This window comes from Pseudomonas sp. BCRC 81390 (assembly GCF_030341915.1).
Taxonomy (GTDB): Bacteria; Pseudomonadota; Gammaproteobacteria; order Pseudomonadales; family Pseudomonadaceae; genus Aquipseudomonas.
Map to the genome: position 1 here is coordinate 108,743 of NZ_JATAAG010000019.1, position 22,164 is coordinate 130,906.

General features: G+C 66.7%; 15 protein-coding genes. 7 read left to right on the plus strand and 8 right to left on the minus strand.

The window, feature by feature from the left end; translation table 11 throughout:
* Nucleotides 1–34: 34 nt before the first annotated feature.
* From QSV36_RS09430 to QSV36_RS09465, 8 genes are all read right to left on the minus strand, one after another.
* Nucleotides 35–2,482 (minus strand): TonB-dependent receptor plug domain-containing protein, encoded by a 2,448-nt coding sequence (locus QSV36_RS09430; protein WP_289131324.1) that lies wholly within the window; start codon nt 2,480–2,482, stop codon nt 35–37.
* A 66-nt stretch (nt 2,483–2,548) separates the two neighbouring features.
* Nucleotides 2,549–4,792, minus strand: coding sequence for a TonB-dependent receptor (locus QSV36_RS09435; RefSeq protein WP_289131325.1), 2,244 nt, complete (start codon nt 4,790–4,792; stop codon nt 2,549–2,551).
* 208 nt (nt 4,793–5,000) lie between these two features.
* Nucleotides 5,001–6,059, minus strand: a complete 1,059-nt coding sequence (locus QSV36_RS09440) for an ABC transporter substrate-binding protein (protein WP_289131326.1) — start codon at nt 6,057–6,059, stop codon at nt 5,001–5,003.
* Nucleotides 6,056–7,120, minus strand: coding sequence for an ABC transporter substrate-binding protein (locus tag QSV36_RS09445; protein WP_289131327.1), 1,065 nt, complete (start codon nt 7,118–7,120; stop codon nt 6,056–6,058). The genes QSV36_RS09440 and QSV36_RS09445 overlap by 4 nt, the downstream gene beginning before the upstream one ends.
* Before the next feature lie 20 nt (nt 7,121–7,140).
* The gene (locus QSV36_RS09450; protein WP_289131328.1) at nt 7,141–8,289 is read right to left on the minus strand and encodes an LLM class flavin-dependent oxidoreductase; all 1,149 of its coding nucleotides are present in this window, start codon (nt 8,287–8,289) and stop codon (nt 7,141–7,143) included.
* 286 nt (nt 8,290–8,575) lie between these two features.
* Nucleotides 8,576–10,426, minus strand: coding sequence for an ABC transporter ATP-binding protein (locus QSV36_RS09455; RefSeq protein WP_289131329.1), 1,851 nt, complete (start codon nt 10,424–10,426; stop codon nt 8,576–8,578).
* On the minus strand, nt 10,419–12,194 hold the full coding sequence (locus QSV36_RS09460; protein ID WP_289131330.1) for an ABC transporter ATP-binding protein: 1,776 nt from the start codon (nt 12,192–12,194) through the stop codon (nt 10,419–10,421). The genes QSV36_RS09455 and QSV36_RS09460 overlap by 8 nt, the downstream gene beginning before the upstream one ends.
* Nucleotides 12,195–12,283: 89 nt before the next feature.
* Nucleotides 12,284–13,516, minus strand: a complete 1,233-nt coding sequence (locus QSV36_RS09465) for an acyl-CoA dehydrogenase family protein (RefSeq protein WP_289131331.1) — start codon at nt 13,514–13,516, stop codon at nt 12,284–12,286.
* Between the two features lie 317 nt (nt 13,517–13,833).
* On the opposite strand from QSV36_RS09465, the gene QSV36_RS09470 reads away from it, so the two are divergent.
* Genes QSV36_RS09470 through QSV36_RS09500 form a run of 7 tightly spaced genes read left to right on the plus strand, consistent with a single transcriptional unit; the run spans nt 13,834 to nt 22,152 of the window.
* Complete coding sequence (locus QSV36_RS09470) at nt 13,834–14,895, plus strand: ABC transporter substrate-binding protein (RefSeq protein WP_289131332.1); 1,062 nt, start codon at nt 13,834–13,836, stop codon at nt 14,893–14,895.
* Between the two features lie 18 nt (nt 14,896–14,913).
* Nucleotides 14,914–15,645 (plus strand): class II aldolase/adducin family protein, encoded by a 732-nt coding sequence (locus QSV36_RS09475; RefSeq protein WP_289131333.1) that lies wholly within the window; start codon nt 14,914–14,916, stop codon nt 15,643–15,645.
* 49 nt (nt 15,646–15,694) lie between these two features.
* Nucleotides 15,695–16,882, plus strand: coding sequence for an LLM class flavin-dependent oxidoreductase (locus tag QSV36_RS09480; RefSeq protein ID WP_289131334.1), 1,188 nt, complete (start codon nt 15,695–15,697; stop codon nt 16,880–16,882).
* A gap of 10 nt (nt 16,883–16,892) precedes the next feature.
* The gene (locus tag QSV36_RS09485) at nt 16,893–18,467 is read left to right on the plus strand and encodes an ABC transporter substrate-binding protein (RefSeq protein WP_289131335.1); all 1,575 of its coding nucleotides are present in this window, start codon (nt 16,893–16,895) and stop codon (nt 18,465–18,467) included.
* Complete coding sequence (locus QSV36_RS09490) at nt 18,460–19,536, plus strand: ABC transporter permease (protein WP_289131336.1); 1,077 nt, start codon at nt 18,460–18,462, stop codon at nt 19,534–19,536. The genes QSV36_RS09485 and QSV36_RS09490 overlap by 8 nt, the downstream gene beginning before the upstream one ends.
* On the plus strand, nt 19,529–20,356 hold the full coding sequence (locus QSV36_RS09495; protein ID WP_289131337.1) for an ABC transporter permease: 828 nt from the start codon (nt 19,529–19,531) through the stop codon (nt 20,354–20,356). The genes QSV36_RS09490 and QSV36_RS09495 overlap by 8 nt, the downstream gene beginning before the upstream one ends.
* On the plus strand, nt 20,353–22,152 hold the full coding sequence (locus tag QSV36_RS09500; RefSeq protein WP_289131338.1) for a dipeptide ABC transporter ATP-binding protein: 1,800 nt from the start codon (nt 20,353–20,355) through the stop codon (nt 22,150–22,152). Before QSV36_RS09495 ends, QSV36_RS09500 begins: the two co-directional genes overlap by 4 nt.
* Nucleotides 22,153–22,164 lie beyond the last annotated feature (12 nt).

Sequence of the window (22,164 nt, forward strand, 5' to 3'; positions counted from 1 at the left end):
GAGTTGCCCGAGAAGCCGCCCACTCGGTTGCAGATCAGAAATCGTAACTCACGCTGGTGTAGTAGAACGCCCCCTGCGCCCCCTCCGGGCTGGTAATGGAGTACTTCGGCACGCCATACAGCTGCGCGCCCTTGAGCTTGTCCGGGTGGTTGTCGAACAGGTTGATCGCGCCCGCCGACAAGGTCAGGCCCAGGTCGAAGCGGTACGACACGTCCAGGTCGGTTACCCACTGCGGGCTGAAGGTCTGGTCCAGGGTGGGGTTGGCGGCGTTGCGGTTCTGCCATTCGCCATAGCGGCGCTGGGCCACGGTGACGCTCCAGCCGTCATACAGCCAGTTGGCGCTGAGGGTCAGCTTGTCCTTGGGCGTGCCGTCTTCGATCAGGCCCTGGGTGTTGCGGCCTATGATCTGGTTGCCGGGAATCTTGCCCACGTCGTCCAGGCCGGTAATGCGGGTGTTGTTGCGTGCATAGCCGCCATTGAAGTCCACACGGCCCCAGCGGCCCACCTCCAGCTGGTAATGGCCGGCCAGTTCGAAGCCGTCGGTGCGGGTGTCGGCGATGTTGGTGTAGAACGCCGCGCTCTGGATGTTGGCGTAGGGCGTGCCGGCGAAGATCGGGCCGACCACCGCCGCGGGCAACTGGTCGGACAGGGTGATGCGGTTGTCGATATCGATGCGGTAGGCGTCGAGTGTGAGCGAGGCGTTAGGCAGTGGCTGCCAGACCAGGCCCACGGAGAAGTTGGTCGACTCTTCCGGTTTCAGCGCCTTGCCGCCCAGCAAGGCTGCTTCCGGGCTGTCGGCGCGCAGGGTGCGCTGCTGCACCTCGACCCAGTTGCCACTGCCCGGCGGCTGCTCCACCACCTGCACGCTGAACGACGACAACCCGCTCTGCACCAGTGAGGGCGCGCGGTAGCCGGTGCTGGCGCTGGCCCGCGCGGCAATTTGCGGGGTGAAGTCGTAACGCAGCGACAGCTTGCCGTTGGTGGTGTCGCCAAAGTCCGAGTAATGCTCGCTGCGCACCGCCACGCCGGCCTGGAATTTCTCGGTCAGCTGGGCTTCGACATCGAAGTAGGCACCGATCACGCGGCGGTCCAGCGACACCGCATCGACCTGGGTGATCCCCGAGTAGTAGCCCGGAATACGTCGGCCGGTAATGGGGTCGATCGTGTTGAACAGCGGCCCGTTGGACCAGCCGGCAGCGTCGCCCTCGCTGAGGTCGTAGTTTTCCTGGCGCCAGGCCAGCCCGGCGGACACGGTCAATGGCTTGAACAGCCAGGCGTTGGCGAAGTCGCGGGTCCAGTCCAAGGTCAGGTTGGTCTGGTCTGCTTCGCGGCGGCCGGTGTAGATGGTCGACGGGCTGCTGGAGCCCCAGCTGGGGTTGATGGCGTTACGGTCGGTGGAGTCGACGCGGTTGTTACCGTAGTTCAGTGCCAGGTCGAAGTTGCCCAGGGTGTCGTGTTCAAAGCGCAGGCCACCGGTGACGGCGTAGTCTTCCAGGCCATAGCGGGTGACCGGCAGGCGGCCGCCCGGGTAGCGCGCCAGGGCTACGCTGCCATAGTTGCTGCGCAGGGTGGTGGGTGGGTCGAAGAAGTTCTCGGCGTCGGTGTTCTTGTGGGCGTAGGTCGCGAAACCATAGGCGCTCAGGCCCTCGCTCAAGCCCATTTCGGCGTTGGCGGTGAAGTTGTACTGGTCCGAGACATTGCCCGAGCCCCAGCGCCAGTTGCGGTAGCGGTTGTTCTGCTCGCGCGGTGTGTCGATGCTGGTGGAGCCGGGGTAGAAGAGGCGGTTGTCGTCGCGGGTATCGCTGGCGGGGTCCTGGCTGCCGGCATCGAAAGCCAGGGTCAGGAAGCCGTCGTTGGGCAGGGCAAAGCCCTTCCAGCCGCTGAGCTTGCGCTGCAGGCCATCACCTTTCGTGTAGCCTCCGAAGCGGTAGCCGGCGTTGCCGCCTTCGTCGCGCTCCTTGAGCACGATGTTGATCACCCCGGCAATGGCGTCCGAGCCGTACTGGGCGGCGGCGCCATCGCGCAGGATCTCCACCCGTTCGATGGCCGACAGCGGGATCAGGCTGAGGTCCACTGCGGCCGCGCCCCTGGCGTTGACCAGGCCCTGGCGGGTGACGTTGGCGCTGGTATGGCGGCGTTTGCCGTTGACCAGCACCAGTACCTGGTCCGAAGCCAGGCCGCGCAGCGAGGCGCCCTGGGCGATGGAGCCGGCAAACGCACCTTGCGGCGACTGCGGGAAGCTGAATGAGGGCGACAGCGCGGTGAGCGCGGCAGACAGGTCGCTGGCACCGGTTTGCTGGAGTTCTTCGCTGCTCAGTACATCGACCGGGGCGGCGCTTTGCAGGGCGGTGACGTCGCTGCGATGGGTGCCGACCACGACAACGGTGTCGAGGCGGTCGTCGGGTTCGGCGGCGAATGCGGGCACGGCAAGGCCGGCGATGGCCAGGGCGATGGCGCTGGCCAAGGCGGTGGGGTGGGGCATGGCGTAATCCTTTTGTGCAGCGTGATGCTTTGGGGCTGCAGCACAGCAGCCCCAATGGCTTGAGAATCAGAACCGGCTGGTAACGCTGAGCCCGACGGTGCGCGGGTCGCCGTAGGTGATCACGTACTGCCCGGCGGTGCCGTTGGGCCGGCCGTGCACCTGGTAGCGGCGGTCGGTGAGGTTGTTGACGAAGCCCGTCACGCTCAGCTTGTCGTCATGGCTGAACCAGCTCAGGCGGGCGTTGGCCAAGGTGTAGTGGGGTTGGCTGAGGGTGGCGTCGACGCTGCTCTGACGGTCGGCCAGGAAGTACTCTTTGTCGCGGAAGCTCACGTCGCCGCCAGCCACCAGCCTGCCGCCCACTTCCAGCGGGATGGTGTAGTCCGCACCCAGCGACACCACGTTGCGCGGCGAACGCACGAAGCTGTTGCCGCTGTAGTCGCCGGTCACTGCGCCGGTGGTGGGGTTGGTGTTCTTGAAGTCGGTGTACTCGGTGTCCAGGAACGATACCGCCGCGCGCAGGTGCAGGCGGTCGGTCGGCTGGCCCTCGATCTCCAGTTCCGCGCCCTTGACCTTGCCTTTGGCGCCGTTGGTCAGTGCGGTGGTGAGCACGCCGTTGTTCACCGTCAGCAGGTTCACCTGGATGTCGGAGTAGTCGTAGTAGAAGATGTTGGCGTTGACCGTCAGGCGGCGGTCGAACCATTCCGACTTCAGCCCCAGCTCGTAGGCGTCCAGCTCTTCCGGGTCGACCGTGGTCAACTGCGCGAGGCTGGTCGACAGCCCGGTGTTGAAGCCGCCCGAGCGGAAGCCATGGGCGTAGCGGAAGAACACCCGCAGGTTGTCGTTGATGCGGTATTCAGGTGTCAGGTCGTAAGTCCAGGCTTCCCAGGTCTTGTCTTCCTGGCGGTTGCCGTTGGTGCCTGCTCCGGCCAACGGGATCAGCGGGCCACTGGCCGTGGCACGGGTCAGCTGCACCAGGTCCAGGTCGATGTCCTTTTCCTCCTGGGTCCAGCGCAGGCCGCCGGTGACGCTGAAGTCATCGGTGAAGTCGTATGTCAGGTTGCCGAACAGGGCGTAGCTGTCGGTGCGGTGATCGTAGCCCAGGTCGCGGAACGCGGTGGTGCCCACCTGGTTCGAGCCGGTACCGTTGGGGGTCGGCCCGGGGGTGACGATACGCTGCGCAGAGCTGTCGAGGTCTTCATGGAAGTAGTGGGTGCCTACCAGCCAATGCAATGGGCGGTCTTCCGGCGAGGCCAGGCGCAGCTCCTGCGACCACTGGCGGTAGCTGTTGTCGGTGATGGCCGCGCCGTTGACCTCGTAGGGGGTGTAGTCGGCATCGGTGGTCGAGCGGTTGCGGATGTAGTCGTAGGCGCTGATCGAGGTCAAGGTGTAGTCGCCCAGGTACCAGTTGAAGGTCAGCGAGGCTCCGTCGTGGTCCAGGCGATAGTCTTCATTGACGTTCAACGAGATATCGCGCCCGTGCGGGCGTTCGTAGCCGACGTTGTAGTAGCGGCCTACCGGTAGCGAGCCGTTGCTGCCGTCGCCCTTGAACTGGCGGCTGTGCAGCTTGAGCAGGGCGTCCAGGTCGGGGTTGAGCTGAGCCAGGAACTGCAGGCGGATGGCCTTCTTATTCACGTCGCCGTAACTGTTGCCATCGAAGTCGTTGTTCTGGAAACCGTCGCGCTCCTCGGAGTACAGCGCTACCCGCCCAGCCAGTTTTTCATCCACCAGCGCACCCCCGACGGCGCCGGTGACAATCCGCTCGTTCTTGGTACCGAATCCGACCGTGCCGTAGCCGTCGGTGTCGAAGGTCGGCTTTTTCGAGATCACGTTGACCGCGCCGGCCGTGGTGTTCTTGCCATACAAGGTGCCTTGCGGCCCACGCAGGATTTCGATGCGTTCCAGGTCGAACAGCGGCCCACCACCGGCGATGGGCGCGTTGAGGTACACGTCATCGGCGTAGATGCCCACCGGGTAGACCGTCGCCGCGCCGGTGTCGCCGGTACCCAGGCCGCGGATGTACCAGCGCGGGCGGCCGTCGCCGTCGGGGTTCTTGGCCGCGGCGTTGGGCACGAAGGTGGTGATGTCGCCCATCGAGCGCACACCGTCGGCGGTGATGCTGGTGCCCTTGATGGCCGACACGGCGACCGGGACTTCCTGCAAGGTCTGTTCGCGGTGCTGGGCGGTCACGGTAACGGTTTCCAGGGCCGCTTCGTTCTTTTGCTCGTCGTTGGCGGCGATGGCCTGGTTGCCGGTGCCGGCCAGCAGCAGCGCAAGGCTGATCTGGCGGGCGAGTGGATGACGTTGGTGCATGGTGGATCTCCCCGTATGTAAAGCGTTGTTGGGGAGGGCTAGAGCAGGGACTGTGCCATGTTGGTAACTGAATGATTCATAAGGTTTTTAATGCTGTGCTGGGGAGGTTTTGCAGGTTGGGCAGCAGTGGGGTGCTGGGCGGGTGCTGCTGGGGCAGCAATGGGGTGGCAGAAATTGCCTGGGGCTGCTGCACAGCAGCCCCAGGCTCTCAAACAGCCAAGCGCGAAGTCGAGCCGATCACACTCTCCAGCACGCGAAAATCAATCCATTCCCGCACATCGAAGCGCCGTGGGATGAACCCCCACCTGAACAGGAATTCGGTAAAGTCCTGCAGTGCCTCGATCGAGCGGCTGTCCAGCGTCGTCCGCAACCGCCGGTGCGCGTCGTCGCCATAGGCCGCCGCCACCCAGTACTCGCTGGTGTTCAGCTCATGCGCGAGGAAGCGCCGAGTTTCTTCGGGGTTGGCCCAGGCCCATTGCTCAGTGCGCAGCACCGTGTCGACCAGCGTGCGGCTGGCCTCGAAGTGGTTCTCCAGCAAGTGCCGGTCGACGGTCAGCGTGCGCGGCGTGCCGTTGTTGCTGCGGATCAGCGGGTCGGGGTGGCTGCCGGTGTCCACCACCACGCGCAGGCCGAACTCATGGGCCAGGTGGACCGCATGGGCGCCCTTGAGGAAAATGGCGTCGATGTCGCCACGCAGCAGGCCGATCAGCTCGTTGTTGCGGCGGCTGAAGCGGCTGGTGTCCAGGCTCACTTCGGCGCCATACAAGTGCTGCTTGGCATCGTCGCTGTAAGTGCCGCCGTAGGGGTAGTCGACCAGCTCCACATCGGCCACCGCCAGGCCTTCGAGCTTCAGGGCGTTTTCCAGCCCGCGCAGGGCTTGGGCACGGGTGAAGTCGATCTGCACATTGGCCCACTTGGGCAAGCCGAAGCGGCGGTTCTTCAAGTCGCGGATGCTGCGCACACCGCTTTCTTCGGTGGTGAGGATCAACTGCACCTCATCGCTCCACGACAGCCCCAGCACGCGGGTCTCGACGCCGCTGGCGTAGGCCCATATCGCCGGGATGTTGCCGCCGTGGCGCACCGAGTTCTGCAGGTGGTGGTCGTAGTGGGCCTCGCGCACCTCGCGTTCGCTGGACTCGCGCAGCGACTGGATATTGGTGCCGAATGGCGCAAAGGCCTCGGCCAGGCGCCCCGACTGCACGGCAATGCCGAGACCGGTGGGCACCGGGCTGTGGGTGTACCAAAGGGTTTCCAGGGGCTTGGTCATGGGGCAACGGGTTTCCTGTCCATGGGGGTAGGGGCCAGTAGCTGGTCCAGGGGTTGGCGAGCGATCCAATCGCGCACCGCGAAGCGCGCCGGGATGAAGCGCCAGCGTTCGAGGAACTCGACAAAATCCTGCAAGGCCACGATGGCCTGTTCGTCCAGGCGGGTGCGCAGGCGCAAGTGGGCGTCATTGCCGTAGGCCACTTGCACCCAGTACTCGCTGCTGTTGGTTTCTCGCGCCAGGTAGCGGCGGGTTTCATCCGGGTGCTGGTGCGCCCAGCGCTCGGCACGCAGCACCGAACCGAGCAGGGTGCGTACCACCTGCGGGTGCTGCGTCAGCAGGTGGCTGTCCACCGCCAGGGTGCGTGGCGTCCCGTTGTTGCTGCGGATCAGTGGGTCGGGGTGGCTGCCGGTGTCGATCACCGTGCGCAGGGCAAAGGCGTGGGCCAGTTGTACGGCGCTGGCGCCCTTGAGGAAGATGGCGTCCACTTCGCCGCGCAGCAGGCCAGCCAGCTCCAGGTTGCGGCCTTCGCTCTCGGTACTGGACACCGGTGTGCCAGCCACGTTGCGCACCGGGCGGTCGCTGAAGGTGCCGTCGTATCGGTAGTTGACCAGCGCCACGTCGCTCACTTGCAGCCCTTCGAGCTTCAAGGCGTTTTCCAGCCCGCGCAGGGCCTGGGCGCGGGTGAAGTCGATCTGCGCGGCAGCCCAGTCAGGCAGGCCGAAGCGCCGGCCCTTGAGGCCTTTCACGCCGTGGATGCCGCTGTCTGGCCGGGTCAGGATCAACTGCGTCTCATCGGCCCACGACAGGCCGATCACGCGGGTTTCGCGGCCCTGGGCGCGGGCCCAGATGGCCGGGATGCTGCCGCCATGGCGCACCGAGTTGAGCAGGCTGTGGTCGAAGTGCGATTCGCGTACCGCCTGCTGGTCGGCCTCGCGCAGCGATTGCACCTGGGTGCCCAGGCTGGCCAGGTCGTCCTGCAACCAGCCTTGCTGCACGGCAATGCCCAGGCCGGTAGGCACCGGACAGCGGGTGTACCACAGGGTATCGAGGGGTTGGCTCATGTTCGGGCCTCCGTTCGGGATCAGGCGCTGGCCTGCAAAGGGGGAGTGCTCGCCTGTTGCACCAGCGGCAGCACCTCCTGACCGATGCGCAGGGCCTCTTCCAGGTGCGGGTTGGCGGCGAGGATGAAGGTGCTGAAACCGGCATCGCGGTATTCGGCCAGGCGCTCGGCGATGTGCTGGTGGCTGCCCACCAGGCCCACGGTAGGGCCGGGCTTGGCCTTGGCGAAGCCGGCCCACAGGTTGCGCGCCAGGATCAGTTCGTCGAAGCCCTGCAAGCCTTGGTGATAGGCCGCTTGCCGTGCGCCGCCGACAGAGTCCGAACCGGTCACGAAGCCCTTGGCGCTGGCGCTGGCTTTGCCTTCCAGGCGCTCGAACTGCTGGCGCAGCTCGCGCCAGGCCTGCTCTTCGGTTTCGCGGGCGAACAGGTCGACGCGCAGACCGAAGCGCACCGTGCGGCCTTGCTTGTCGGCCAGCTCGCGCACCCGCTCGATATGCGGCTTGAGCTTGTCGAGCGGCTCGGCCCAGTTCAGGTAGACGTCGGCATGGCGCGCGGCCACCGCCAGCGCGGCATCGGAAAATCCGGAGAAGTACACGCCCGGTTTGCGTTCGTGCTGCAGGCCTGGCGGCAGGCTGCCGTTTTCCAGGCGGTAGATGTCACCGTCGTAGGAGAACCGGTCCTGCGCCCACAGGCCCTGGATCACGTCGAGGAATTCGCCGGTGCGCTTGTAGCGCAGGTCATGTTCCAGGAAATCGCCATTGGCGCGTTGGCTGGCCGGGTTACCTCCGGTGATGATGTTCCAGTCCAGCCGGCCACCGCTGAGATTCTGCAGGATTGCCGCCTGCTGGGCGGCATAGGCGGGCAGGGTCCAGGTGGCCTGGAAAGCGATCAGGAAGCGGATGCGCCGGGTTTCGCGGGCGAGCGCGGCGGCGGCTATCCATGGCTCCGGGCCGGTGGGCAGCAACGCGCCCTCGAAGCCGGCCAGCTCGGCGGCCTTGGCCACCTGGGCGATGTAGTCGATGTAGGTGAAACCGTCGGCCTGGCCATCGGGCAGGCGGCCGGGGGCGATGTTGCCGGCGCGGTGTACAGGGTTGCCACGGTTATGGCGATCGGTGGACAGCTGCGGGCCATCGGTACCCAAGGGCAGGCGCCAGAAGAATTCGGTGGTCATGGGGACTCCTGAAGGGGCAGGGTGTGCAAGTGGGAAGGGTGGTGCAACGGCTGTGCCATGGGCGCTGCAGGGCTTGTCGGGCGGGGCCTGGCGGGGTTGCTACGAGATGCGCTGCTGCTGTGGCAGCAGCCGGGCAGCAGTGAATGCTGAGGCAGCAGCATGGGCAGTTTCGGCCCCTTCGCGGCGGTTCGACGCCTCGATAGACCCGTCCTCACCGGTACAGCGCCGGGATTACCGGCAGCGCCGAACCTGTGGGAGCGGGTTTGCCCGCGAACAGGCCGACCCGTCAGGCCTCGATTTCCCCCATGGCAACTTCACCGGCACTGCGCAGATACGCGTCATGAAGCGCTGCATAGGCGCCCCTGCGCCTGATCAGCTCGGCATGCGCGCCTTGCTCAACCACCCGCCCATGCTTCACCACTGCAATCCGGTCAGCATCACGAATGGTCGCCAAGCGGTGGGCAATGACGATCGCCGTGCGCCCGTGGCACAGCCGGCGTAGGGCGCGCTGGATGCGCCGTTCGGTGTGCACGTCCACCGCCGAGGTGGCTTCGTCCAGCACCAGCACCGCCGGGTCGGCGAGGTAGGCCCGCACCAGGCACACCAACTGGCGCTGGCCATGGCTCAGGTGCGCGCCCAGCGGGCCGACTTCGGTGTGGTAGCGCTGCGGCAGGCGCTCCAGCACTTCGTCGGCGCCCAGTTCGCGGGCGGCGGCAATCAGCTGCGCATCACTGGCAGCTGGCGAAGCCAGGCGCAGGTTGTCGAGGATGCTGCCGCTGAACAGCACGTTGTCCTGCAGCACCACGCCCACGTTGCGCCGCACGTCCTGCTGGGCCAGGGCACGCAGGTCGATGCCATCCAGCTTCACGGCGCCATCCTGCACTTCGTAGAAGCGCGTCAGCAGCTGTACCAAGGTGCTTTTGCCATGCCCCGAGGGGCCGACGATGGCGATCACTTCACCCGCACGAATATGCAGGTCGAGCCGGTCAATCACTGGCCGTGGGCTGTTTGGCAGATAGGCAAACCCGACCTTTTCGAAATCCACCTGGCCGTGTGCCCTGGCCAGCGCTTGTGGCGCAGGTGGGTCGAGTACCTGCGGGCGGGTGTCGAGCAACAGGAAGATGCGCTGGGCCGAGGCACTGCCGGTGGCATAACGCTCGAACAGGTCCGACAATTCCTGCAGCGGGCCGAGGAACAGAAACACGTAGAACAGGCTTTCTGCCACCTGGCCAACGCTGACCTTGCCCTCGGCCAGGCCGTGGGCGCCGACCAGCAACAGCACGGCCATGCCGGCGGTGCTGAGCAACGCGGTGAACGGGGCGAACCAGCCAGCGCGCAGGCTGCCGCGGATCAGCGCCTGGTTGAAGTCTTCCAGCAGGCGTCGGTAGCGGGCCTGGTTGCTCTGCGCTTGCCCGCACTGCTGGATCAGCCGCACCCCGCTCACGCTTTCCACCAGGTGTGCGGTAAAGCGGCTGCGTTGCTCGGCCACCTTGGCCCAGTTGCGCTGCGACACCCGCTTGAAGCGCCAGGTGGCCAAGGCCAGCAACGGTACGGTGGCGGCCAGGCTGTAGAAGAAGCTGGGCTCTATGCGCCACAGCATCACCGCAGCCAGCCCGCAGCGCAGCAGGGCGCCGAGGAGCTCTGGTGGGCCTTGCACCAGCAGTGGTTCCAGTGCATCGACATCACGGTCAACGCGGGACATGATGCGCCCGGCCCGGGTCTGGTCGAAGTAGTTCAGCGACAGCGCCTGCACATGGGCGAACACCTTGACCCGCAGGTCGTTGAGCACGCCGATCGCCGCGCGCCCGGCAATGAACTGCGATAGCCCGGCCAGCAGAAAGCGCCCCAGCCAGCTCGCCGCCAGGCCGAGGCCCAGCCACAGCAGCAGGCGTTCATCGAGCAGCCAATGGTCGGCGCTGTGTACCAGGCCCTGGTCCAGCAGTTCGCGCACGAACCATGGGCGCAGGAACACGGTGAACACCAGCAGCAGCTCGATGCCGATCACCGCCAGGATCTGCCCCCGAACGGGCTGCAACAGGGGCAGCAGGCGGTGGAACATACCCCGGTCCAGTGCCTGGCGGGCCAGGCGCTGCTCGATGTCGATATCGTTGGCGGGCGTGTGTTGCACGTCAGTCATGCTCGACCCCCAGCAAATCGCGGTAATGGGCATTGTTCGCGCTCAGTTCGGCATGGCTGCCGCTGGCGCTGATACGGCCGTTTTCCAGCATCAGCACGCGGTCGGCCTGCAGCAGGGTGGAGAGGCGGCTGGTGATCAGGAGCAAGGTCGGGCGTTGGCCGTGTACACCGTGCCGGTGGCGGATGTTGTGCAGCACCTGGCGTTCGCCCAGGGCATCCAGGGCGCTGGTGGCGTCGTCCAGGCAGAGGATGTCGGGTGCGCCAAGCAGTGCCCGCGCCAGGCACAGACGCTGCCGCTGGCCGCCAGACAAGGTAACGCCACGGTCACCCAGCGGCGTATCCAGGCCGTGGGGCAGGCGCGCCAGCACATCCTCGGCGGCGGCCAGGCGCAAGGCTTCGCACAACTGGGCATGGCTGGCTTGCGGCGCCGCCAGGCGCAGGTTGGCGGCCAGGCTGTCGGAGAACAGGAAGCTCTCCTGCGGCAGTACGTGAACGCGGCGGCGCAGCTCGGCCAGGTCCAGGTTGCGTACGTCATGCCAACCGCCGGCATCACTGCCGACCTGCACGCTGCCGTGCTCTACATCGGCAAGGCGCGGCAGCAGGCTCGCCAGCAGGCTTTTGCCGGTACCGGTGGCGCCGACCAGCGCCACTACCTCACCGGGTAGCAGGGTCAGCGAGCAGTCCTGCAAGACAGGCCGACCCGCCTCCACTGCACTGGCCTGTACCTGGTTGAGCTTCAGCCCCAGCGGCCCGGCAGGCAGCGTGGCATGGCCGCCGAGGATGGCCGGGCGTTCGTCCAGCAACTGCCAGATGCGTTCGGCGCTGGCGCGGGCATCGGCGAAGGTCTGCATTACCCGGCCGATGCCTTCGATACGGAACACCAGCGTGGTCGCCACCAGCAGCGAGGTGACCAGTTCGCCGATGCCCAGTGCACCGGCCGCCACGCGATGGGCGCCGTAGACCAGGATCCACACATGCCCCAGCGCCACCACTGCCTGCGGTAGCGGAATGCGCGAACTGGCGTAGGCGAGGGCAGCGCGGGCGTGATGGGTGAACACCTCGACCTGGCTGGCGAATCGGGCGATACGCTGGCTTTCCAGGCCGAAAGCCTTGATCACCCGCACGCCGCCGATGCCTTCGGCCAGGTCCTGGCTGACCTGGTCATAGGCGCTGCCCACGGCGCGGTCCAGGGTGACCAGGCGATCGGTCTGTAGCACCAACAGCCACAGCCCGGCGCCAGTCAGCAGCAAGGGCACCAGGCCCAGCAGCGGGTCGTACCCGCTCAACAGGCCGACGGCGGCGATCACCACCAGCGGTGTTTCGATGATCTGCCGCCAGAAGGTGATCAATGCATCGCGCACCTTGTCGGCGTCGCGTGTGGTGCGGGTGACCAGTTCACCCATGCCGTGGCGCCAGTGGTAGCCAAGGTGCAGGCGCTGCACCTGGTTGAGGATACGTTCGCGCAGGCGCGTCAGCAGGGCCTGACTGAGCACCAGCGACAGCACGGCGGCAGCGTATTGCAGCAGGCCGCGGCCCGAGGCGATGGCCAACAGCAGCCACAACCAGTGCCAGGCGATGCTGGCGTCCAGGCTGCCATCAGCCAGGCGCAACACGGCGCGCCCGGCGCTGACATCGTCGACCGCGTGGCCGATCAGCCACTGTTGCCAGGCCAGGCCGAGATTGCCGGCCATGTACAAGGCTGTGACCAGGGCGAAGCGCCAGGGCATTTCGCGATAAATCGCCAAGGCCCGAAGTAGAGGGTGGTTCATGTAAATGCTCGATCAGAATTCGACGCCGCCCCTGCCAGGAGCGGCCTGGTGTCGCGACAGGGGGCAACGCCCCCCCCGCAAACCTGGTTTCAACGGCGGGTAGCGCCCTGGTTTTCCTTGGCATTGAGCACCGCCGTGTACTCCCCAGGGTCGGCCCCATTGAGGTAGTAGTTGCCGACGTTGTGCAGCCGCCAGCGGATCGGGTCGTGGGTGGTGTGCACCCGGGCATTGCGCCAGAAGCGATCAAGGTTCCACTTGCTCAGCGACGCGCTGGCGCCCAGCAGCGAGAACAGGTCGCTGGAAATCTTCAGTGACGCCGCATCGGAATGCGCACGGGCGGTGGCCACCGAAACAATCAGCTCATCCTGCAGAGCCTTGTTTTCCGGGTCGCGCTCGTGATCGTCAAACACCCGCGCGGCCTCGCGCAGCACCGACTCGGCACCGCGCAGGGCCACGGCATACTCGCCAACCTGGCGGATCACATGGGGCTCGTCACTGGCGCGCTCGACGCCGCTCTCTACCCAGGCGCGGGCATGCTCGCGCAGGTACTCGATGGCGGCCTGCAAGGCGCCAGCGGCGATGCCGGTGTCGATGGCCGCATGAAGGATCTGCGGGAAGGTCAGGCCGGTGCGCTTCAGCGGCCCGTTGCGCCGGGTCAGGTAGCGCTCGTCGAGCACGATATTGTCGAAATTCACCGTACCGCTCACCGAGTTCTGCTGGCCGAAGGCTTGCCAGTCATCGACCAGGGTCAGCCCGGGGGTGTCACGGTGCAGCAGCACGCCAACACCGCCGTCTTCGCTGGCGGCGGTGAGCGAGATCCACTCGGCCAGGTACGAGCCCGTGGAGTAGAACTTGCTGCCATTGAGCAGCCACTGGCCATCGGCGTTGCGTTCGACGCGGGTCTTCAGGGCGAACTTGTTCTTGCCGCCGACCTCGGCCAGGGCATTGCCGAAGCGCTTGCCGGCCAGTACATCGGCGATCAGCCGGTCGCGCACTTCATCCGGGTAGCCGCTAAAGATACCGCGCAGCATCACGTTGTGAATCTGCAGCAACTGGCCGACGCCACCATCGGCAGTGGACACCAGGCGCACGGTTTCGACCACGGTCTGCACCGAGGCACCAAGGCCGCCGAATTCGGCCGGCACAGCGATGGCGGTCAGGCCGCTACTGGACAACAGCTCGGCCTGGCGGCGGGGGAGCTGGCCGTTGTTACGCGGGTCGGCGGCCAGCTCGGCGATTTTTACCGCGACCTGGCGGGCGGTTTCGATGGCTTCGGCTTCGCTGGTGAGGCGGCGGGCAGGGGAGGGTTGTATGGCACTCATGGAGAGGTCTCGGCTAGGTCTGAAGGGGCCAGTGCGCCTGTTTCGCGGGTGAACCCGCGATTGGCCACGGCGCGGCCTCAAGCGCTTGAGCAATATCTTTGCCACCGCTCTTCAGGCCCCGTGCTACGCGGCTTGCGCAACCTTTTGCTGGCACAGCAGCAGCCACTCTGCTGATCTGGCAGCAGCCCGCCCGCAATCCTGCTCCCCCTCCAGCAGCAAGCGCCCGGTCAAACCATCCATCCCCAGTGAAATCAAGGCCTCCAGCGGTTGGCACGCACACTGCAATGGTGCTTGCACGACGCCCAAGGAGCCACCCCATGACCCTCGCAAGCCCTACCGCAATACGCCCCGCAGACGACCTGCCTGCCCTGGAGCGCATCTGGTTCACCCGCTGCCCGGTACCGACCGCCTCTGGCATCGCTTACAAGCTTGGCTGGCTGGAGCAGGAGTTCGCCGTCGACGGCTTGCCGGTCTCGACCCTGCAGGAGGCCCGCCAGCTTGGCCATCACCACTACGATCACCAGCTGCCCGGGCTGTTCCGCGAAGGCGGCAACGTACCGGCATTGGCCGCGCGCGCTGCCGGCTCGCCCAGCCGGCTGATCGGCCTGACCTGGATCGAAGAATGGCAAACCATTCTGGTCCGCCCGGACTCCGGCATCCGCAGCGCCGCCGACCTGCGCGGCAAGCGCCTGGCCCTGCCAGCCTGGGGCGATAGCCGCCCCGGCAGCATCGCCCGGGCCATGAGCCTGCACGGCTACAAAGGCGCCCTGGCGTCGGCTGGCCTGCAGCTGGGTGACGTGCAACTGGTGGAAGTGGCCCTGCTCGACCAGGCCAACGCTGCAACCCCGCAGCTGGGCCTGCAACGACTGTGGTCGGGGCTGGAGTACCTGGCGCGCGGTGAAGTCGATGCGGTGTACGTGAAAGGCGCGGCAGCGGCTGATGCGGCACGTCGGCTGGGCCTGGTGGTCGGCGTCGATCTCGACCTGCTGGCCGACCCGCGCCACCGCATCAACAACGGCACGCCGCGACCGATCACCGTGCACCAGCGCCTGCTCGACGAGCACTTCGATCTGGTGGTGCGCTTCCTCGCCCAGACCTTGCGTGCCGCGGACTGGGCAGCCAACAACCGCGACGCGCTCAAGCGCATCCTTGAAGAAGAAACCCGTGCCGGCAGCCAAGGCGTGGCGGAGGCCTACCGGGGTGACTTCCACACCACCCTGGCGCCAGACCTGTCCGAGCAGCGCCTGGCCTTCCTCGGCACGCAAAAGGACTTCCTGTACCTGCACGGCTTCCTCGAGGCCGACTTCGCCATCGCCGACTGGGTCGACCCGCGGCCCCTGCAAGCTGCCCATGAACTGCTGGCCCAGCGCCGCGCCTGACCTGACTGGAGATTGACCATGACCGTACTGATCAACGAACGCCCCGTCACTGCCGAACTGCAAGCCTTCATCGACCAGGTGCTGGCCGAAGCCGAAGCGGCCTTCGGCGTATTCCGCGAAACCAACACCATCACGGCCAATGGCACGGTCGGCTTTATCGAACGCGTACCCGGCGAAGAACTGCTGGTAGCGGTCAACTATGGCGGCCCCTGGAACCAGCGCAAGCCGCTGCAGGCCACGGTGAGCGATTTTTCCGGCAACGTCATCGTCGGCAAGGGCAAAGGAGGCCTGGGCCGTTACACCAAGCTGTTCCAGACCCACGCCGACATCACCACCGTGTCACATGTGCACAGCCCGTACCTGGGGGCCTGGGCGCAAACCCACCGGACCTTGCCGTTCCACTATGTGCCAGTGCAGCGCTACCAGCTGGCCCGCGAGCTGCCGGTGTACATCGACCGGCGCCAGGCCGAGGTGGACTTCATCCTCGACAAGATCGCCGAGAACCCGTTCAACCTGGCGATCCTGGAAGCCAACGGCGGCGCCACGGTGTGGGGCAAGCAGGGGCTGCGGGCCACGGCGGAGTTCATCCTGTTGCTGGAGGAGGGCGCACAGATTCAATTGTTGGCCGATGCCCTGGGTGGGTCGCGGCCGTATGGACCGGGGGTGCTGACCCAGCAGTGGAAAATGAGCGGGTTGTATGAGCGGGCTGACGAGCTGGGCCTGGTGCCGGGTATTGACCGGCGTAGCTGATGTCAACGCTGGGGCGCTGCGCGCCCCCTTGCAGAAAAGGACGCACCCCATGGCAGTAAAGATACTCTGGTACCTCACCACGCCGGACGGCCCGCACCCCTGGGAGCCTGAAGGCCGCTGGCACACTGACTTCGAGCACCTCAAGCAACTGGCCATCGCGGCTGACCGCCTGGGCTTCTACGGCTCGCTGCTCGGCTCCAGCCCCAATGAAAGCCTGGCCGTGGCGGCGGCGCTGATCGACGCGACCAAGCGCCTGCGCTTCCTGGTCGCCCAACACCCGGGCGAGCTGTCGCCAGCCGTGTTGGCCAAATGGGCGCTCACCTTCGACCAGTTCTCCAACGGCCGCCTGCTGTTCAACGTGGTCAATGGCAACGACGCTGGCTTGGCCACCTTGGGCGTGCATTACCCGCACGATGAACGCTACGACTTCAGCCTGGAATACTGGCGCGCCTTCCAACGCTTCTACGCCGGCGACACCGCCGGCTACGACGGCCGCTACGTCAAGCTGTCGCCGCGCTCGCCGGCGGCTGCCTCCCACCCGCTGGGCGGCTGGCACCCACCGAAGCAGAAGCCTGGCATCCCGCTGTGGGGCGCCGGCACTTCGGCACCGGGCGTTGCCCATTCCGTGCAGTTGCTGGATGTCTACCTGAGCTTCGCCGACACCCCGCAAAAGCTCGGTGACAAGTTCCGTCGTGTGGCGGCCGAAGCGGCCAAGATCGGCCGCGAGCTGACCTACGGCACACGCCTGCAAGTGATCGTGCGCGAGACCGAGGAAGAAGCCTGGGCCCATGCCGAGCGCTTGCTGCAGCGCACCTCGCTGGCCACTGCCCGGGCCGCCATCGAACGCCAGTTGCCTCCCGGGCAAGACATCGACAGTTACGTCAGCGCCGACCCGCGTATCCAGCGCAACCTCGACAGCATCCGCGCCGGGCGCTTGCCCACTGCCCGTGAGCTGGAAATCTACCCCAACGTCTGGCTGGGCCCCAGCCTGTTCGGCTTCAACATTCTCGGCCCGGCGGCCGGCACCTACCTGGTCGGCAGTGCCGAGCAGGTGGCCGAGCGCATTCGCGAATACGAAGCCCAGGGCACATCGGCCTTCATCCTCTCGGGCTTCCCGCTGATCGACGAGGCCCACCGGGTGGCCGACCTGTTGTTCCCGTTGCTGGACCTGGACCATGGCTTCGACGTACCGCGCCTGGGTGCGGCCAGCAAACCCGGCGTGGCGCTACCGGCGTGAGGAGTGGGTCATGAGCGAGCTGTTTTCGCGCCGGGTGTTTCTCGGCAATAGCCTGGCCGTCGGTGGCGGCCTGCTGCTCGGTGGCGGTTTGCTCAGCGGCTGCGACAGCGGCGCGCCGGCAGCCGCCACGGCGCTGCTGCCGGGTATTCCGGTGCGTGGCGGGCGCCTGCGGGTGGGCATTATCGACGGCGACCAGGCCGGTAACCTCGATGCACACAAGCCGGTAGGTGGCGGCATCATCCGTGGCTGGGCGCTGTACGCCAAGTTGTGGGAATGGAACGCCGATGTCAGCACGCGCCTGGCGCTGGCCGAGTTCGCCGAGCCGAATGCCGATGCCAGTGCCTGGACCATCCGCCTCAAGCCGGGGCTGGAGTTCCACCACGGCAAGCGCATCACTGCCGACGACATGCTGTTCTCGATCCTGCGCCTGACCGACCCGCAACTGGCCTCGCCCTTCGCCGGGCTGGTCGGTGCGATCGACCGCCAGGCCCTGCGCAAGCTGGACCAACGCACGATAGAGATCCGTTTCAAGCAGGGGCAGAGCTTCTACCCGCTGGACGAAACGCTGATCAGCTTCGGTGGCATCGTGCCCACCGACTACCATCCGCTGACCAACCCGGTGGGCGCGGGGCCGTACCGGCTGAAAAGCTTCATACCCGGCCAGCGCTCGCTCTACACCCGTTTCGAAAACTACTACAAGCCCGACCGCCCCTATGCGGACGAGCTGGAGATCATCGAGTTCAAGGACCAGGTGTCGCGCGCCACGGCCTTGCGCGCCGGGCAGATCGATGTGGCCAGCGGTGTGCAGGCCGAGCACAGTGCGTTGCTCAAGGCTGACCCACGGCTGCGCCTGTATGCCTCGCCAACCACCTCGTTCAGCGGTTTCAACCTGAACCTGGCCAAGGCGCCGTTCCAGGATGTGCGCGTGCGCCAGGCGTTCCGCCTGCTGGCCGACCGCCAGGAACTGGTAACGCGTGGCCTGAATGGTTTTGGCCGCGTGGCCAATGACCTGTATTCGCCCCACGACCCCACCTACAACCACGCCATTGCCCAGCGCCCATACGACCTGGACCAGGCCCGTTCGCTGTTGCGTCAGGCGGGGCAGGACGATTTACGCGTCGAGCTGACCACCACCCCAGGGCCTGGCGTCAACGCCGCGCTGGTGTTTGCCCAGCAGGCTTTGAAGGCCGGGGTGCAGGTGAAGGTCAAGCAGGTGGACGCGGCAGTCTTCAACGGCCCGCAGCGTGAGCAATGGCAATTGTCGCCCGGCTCGACCCCGGCGCGCGGCTTTCTTGCTTCGGCACTGCACAACGATGCGCCGCAAGCCATCTATAACCGCAGCAATTTCCACGACCCTCGCTTCACCGAACTGTTCCGGCAGGCATTGGCGCAGCCCGACCTGGCCCTGCGCAAAGCCCTGGTGCACGAAGCCCAGGCCATCCAGCACGAACGGGGCGGCTTGCTGGTCTGGGGCTTCTGCGACGTGCTCGATGCCGCGTCGGCCAAGGTCGGCGGGCTCACCCCGGAACAGACCACTTTCGCCTCCTGGCGCTTCGACGAACTCTGGTTGAACCCCAATGCCTGATACACGACACACGCCCCGCACGCCGGCCTGGCTGGCCTGGTTCATCGGCCGCCTCGGTTACGGGCTGCTGACCGCCTGGGTGATCAGCCTGGTGGTGTTCCTTGCCACCCAGGCTCTGCCCTCGGATCCGGCGCGGGTGATTCTTGGCCCGGATGCGCCGCTGCAGAGCATCCTCACGCTGCAACGGCAACTGGGGCTCGACCAGCCGATCCTGGTGCAGTACCTGCGCTGGCTGGGCGCGGCGCTACGCGGTGACCTGGGCATTTCGCTGGACTCCCAGGTGCCGGTGGCGCAGCTGTTGTTGGCCCGCCTGGGCCACACCCTGGCGTTGTTGGCCGGAGTGCTGGCGCTGGTGGTGCCGGTGGCCTTGCTGCTGGGCGTGAGCCTGGCGCTGCGGCGCGACAGCCGGGTGGACCGCTGGGGCCTTTCCGCGTTGATCCTGCTCAAGGCCACGCCGGGTTTCCTGCTGGCTATCGGCCTGGTGCTGTTGTTCTCCATGCCGGGCATGGGCTGGTTGCCGGCGGTGTCGATCCTCGACCCGCAACTGCCGTTGTGGCGCCAGTGGCCGTCGCTGGTGCTGCCGGTGCTGGCCTTGAGCCTGACGGCCCTGCCGTACCTGACGCGGATGGTGCGGGCTTCGATGATCGAGGCGCTGGAATCCGACTATGTGATCGCCGCACGCCTGCGTGGCATTGCCGAACGGCGCATCGTCTGGCGGCATACCTTGCCCAACGCCCTCACACCGGCGATCCAGGGAGTGGCGCTGACCTTGCGTACGCTGGTCGGTGGTGCGTTGCTGGCCGAAGTGATCTTCAGTTTCCCGGGCATCGGCACCGCGCTGAACGCGGCAATCCAGCTGCGTGACCTGCCGATGATCCAGGGCGTGGTGCTGGTCATCACCCTGGCGATCGTGCTGATCAATCTGCTCGCCGACCTGTTGACGGTATTGCTCACGCCCAAGCTGCGCACCGCGCGCCGGGTGCGGATGATCCGCCGGGTACGGCGTGGCATCCGCCCGTGGTGGCGCCGTGCGCGCAGCATCCCGGCCCAGGAGGCGAGCCATGACTGATCCCCGTTGGCTGGCCGACCCGCAGGTGCGCCGCGGCGCTGTGATCACCTTGTTGATAACGCTGCTGGCAGCGATCGGCCCCTGGCTGGCGCCGCATGCGCCCACGGCCATGGTCGGGCCGGTGTATGGCGCGCCGGCCGCTGGTGCGCCGCTTGGGCACGACTTTCTTGGCCACGACTTGCTGTCGCGGTTGCTCAATGGCGGCCTGTCGATACTGTGGATGTCGGTGGCTGCGGCCACCCTGGCATTGCTGGTCGGCGCCAGCCTGGGCCTGCTGGCCGGGTTTTCGCGCAGGCGCCTGGACCAGGCGATCAGCTGGGCGGCCGATGTGTCGCTGGCGTTCCCGGACCTGATCCTGGTGCTGCTGATCGTATCCATGCTTGGCCGGGCGCCATGGCTGATCGTGCTGACCGTAGCCATTGCCTTCACGCCCGGGGTCGTTCGCCTGGCCCGTGGCAGCACGCTGGCGGTGGCCGGACAGGAGTTTGTCGAGGCCGCGCAGATGATGGGCTACCCACGATGGCGCATCCTCTTCCAGGAAATCCTGCCAAACATCCTCACGCCGCTGCTGGTGCACTTCGGCAACATGCTGACCTGGGCGGTGGGCATGCTTTCGGGCCTGAGCTTCCTCGGTTACGGGGTAGCCCCGCCAGCTGCCGACTGGGGCCTGATGATCAACGAAAACCAGGCCGGCCTGCTGGTGCAGCCCTGGGCCGTGCTGGCGCCGGCGCTGCTGATCGGGGTGTTTGCCTATGGCACCAACATCCTGGCCGAAGGCATAGGCCGGGCCAGTGCACGGGTTGCGGAGAAACAGCCATGAACATGCCGCTGAATGTTGTGGACGAGGTATTGCAGGTCAGCAACCTGCGGGTAGAGCTGGCCGGGCAGGTGGAGGTGCTGGCCGAGGTTTCCTTCAGCCTGGCGGCGGGCGAGATCGTGGGCCTGGTGGGCGAGTCCGGTTCAGGCAAGACCACCTTGGCAACTGCCTTGCTGCGCCATGCCCGACAGGGCGCGCGTATCGTCGGCGGGCACGTGAGGGTGGCCGGGCAATCGCTGCTGGAACTGGAAGGCGAGGCCTTGCGCCTGGCCCGTGGCGGGCTGGTCGGTTACGTGGCCCAGGACCCGGCCACGGCGCTGAACCCGGCGTTGCGTCTGGGGACCTTGCTGCGTGAAACCCTGCTGGCGCACCAGCCCAGGCTGTCGCGTCAGGCGCTGCGCCAGCGCATCGGCGAAACCCTGGTGGAGGTGGGCCTGCCTGCTGACGATGCCTTCCTGCGCTGTTTTCCGCACCAGCTGTCGGGTGGGCAGCAACAGCGGATAATGCTGGCCTTGGCGTTTGTCTTGCGGCCCAGGCTGATCGTGCTCGACGAGCCTACCACCGCACTGGACGTTACCACCCAGGCCCATGTGTTGCAGACGCTCAGGCGGTTGTGCCGTGAACACGGTGTGGCGGCGCTGTACGTCACCCACGACCTGGCGGTGGTGCGTGAACTGGTCGACCGGGTCATGGTGATGTACGCCGGGCGGCTGGTGGAACTGGCCGGGCGCGAGGCGCTGTTTGCCAAACCCGCGCACCCGTACACCCGTGCCTTGCTCGCGGCTATCCCGGATGTTGCCAGCCGCCAGCCGCTGCAGGCCATCGCCGGGCAAGCGCCGGCACCCGGGCAACGCCCGCATGGCTGTGCGTTTGCGCCGCGCTGCGACAGGCGTCGTGCCGAGTGTTCGGTGATCGAGCTGCCGTTGCTCACGCTCGACGGCAAGCACCAGGTCGCCTGCCTGTTGCCGGACCAGGAACCGCGGCACCTCGCGGGGGCGGCTGTCGAGCCGGTGTCGGTACCGAACGAAGCGGTGTTGCTGGAGGTTCTCGGGCTGGATGTCGCTTATGATCGCCAGGTGCTGTTCGACGTCTCATTGTCTGTGAAGCAAGGCGAGTGCCTGGCACTGGTGGGGGAGTCGGGCTCGGGCAAGACCAGCCTGGCCAGGGCCATTGCCGGGCTGGGCGAGAACATCCAGGGGCAAATGCGTTACGCCGGCGAGCCATTGGCGGCAACCGCGCGCCATCGTGCGGCCCGGTTGCGCCACCAGATCCAGTATGTGTTCCAGAACCCGTATCGCGCCTTGAACCCTAGGCAGACGATCGCGCAAACCCTCAGCGCGCCGTTGGCGCACTTTTTCCGGGTTAGGGGGGGTGAAGCGCGTCGTCGGGTCGAGGCGGTGCTGGAGCGGGTGTCGCTGCCGGCGCGCGTGGCCGATTTGTACCCGCACAGCTTGTCTGGCGGCGAACGCCAGCGGGTGGCGATTGCCCGGGCGCTGATCTGCGAGCCGAAACTGCTGGTGTGTGACGAGATCACCTCCGCGCTGGATGTGTCGGTGCAGGCGTCGATTCTGGCCTTGCTGCAGCGTTTGCAGGCGCAGGGGCTGACTTTGTTGTTCGTCACCCATGACCTGGGGGTGGTGCGGGCGATTGCCGATCGGGTGCTGGTGCTGCGTCAGGGGCGAATGGTGGAGCAGGGCAGTGCCGAGCAGGTCCTGGATCGGCCGGCTGATGCCTACACCCAAGGGCTGCTGGCGCATGCGCCGAGCCTGGGCAGCGGCATTGCCGGGGTTTGCGGCTGAAGCCGCGAACCT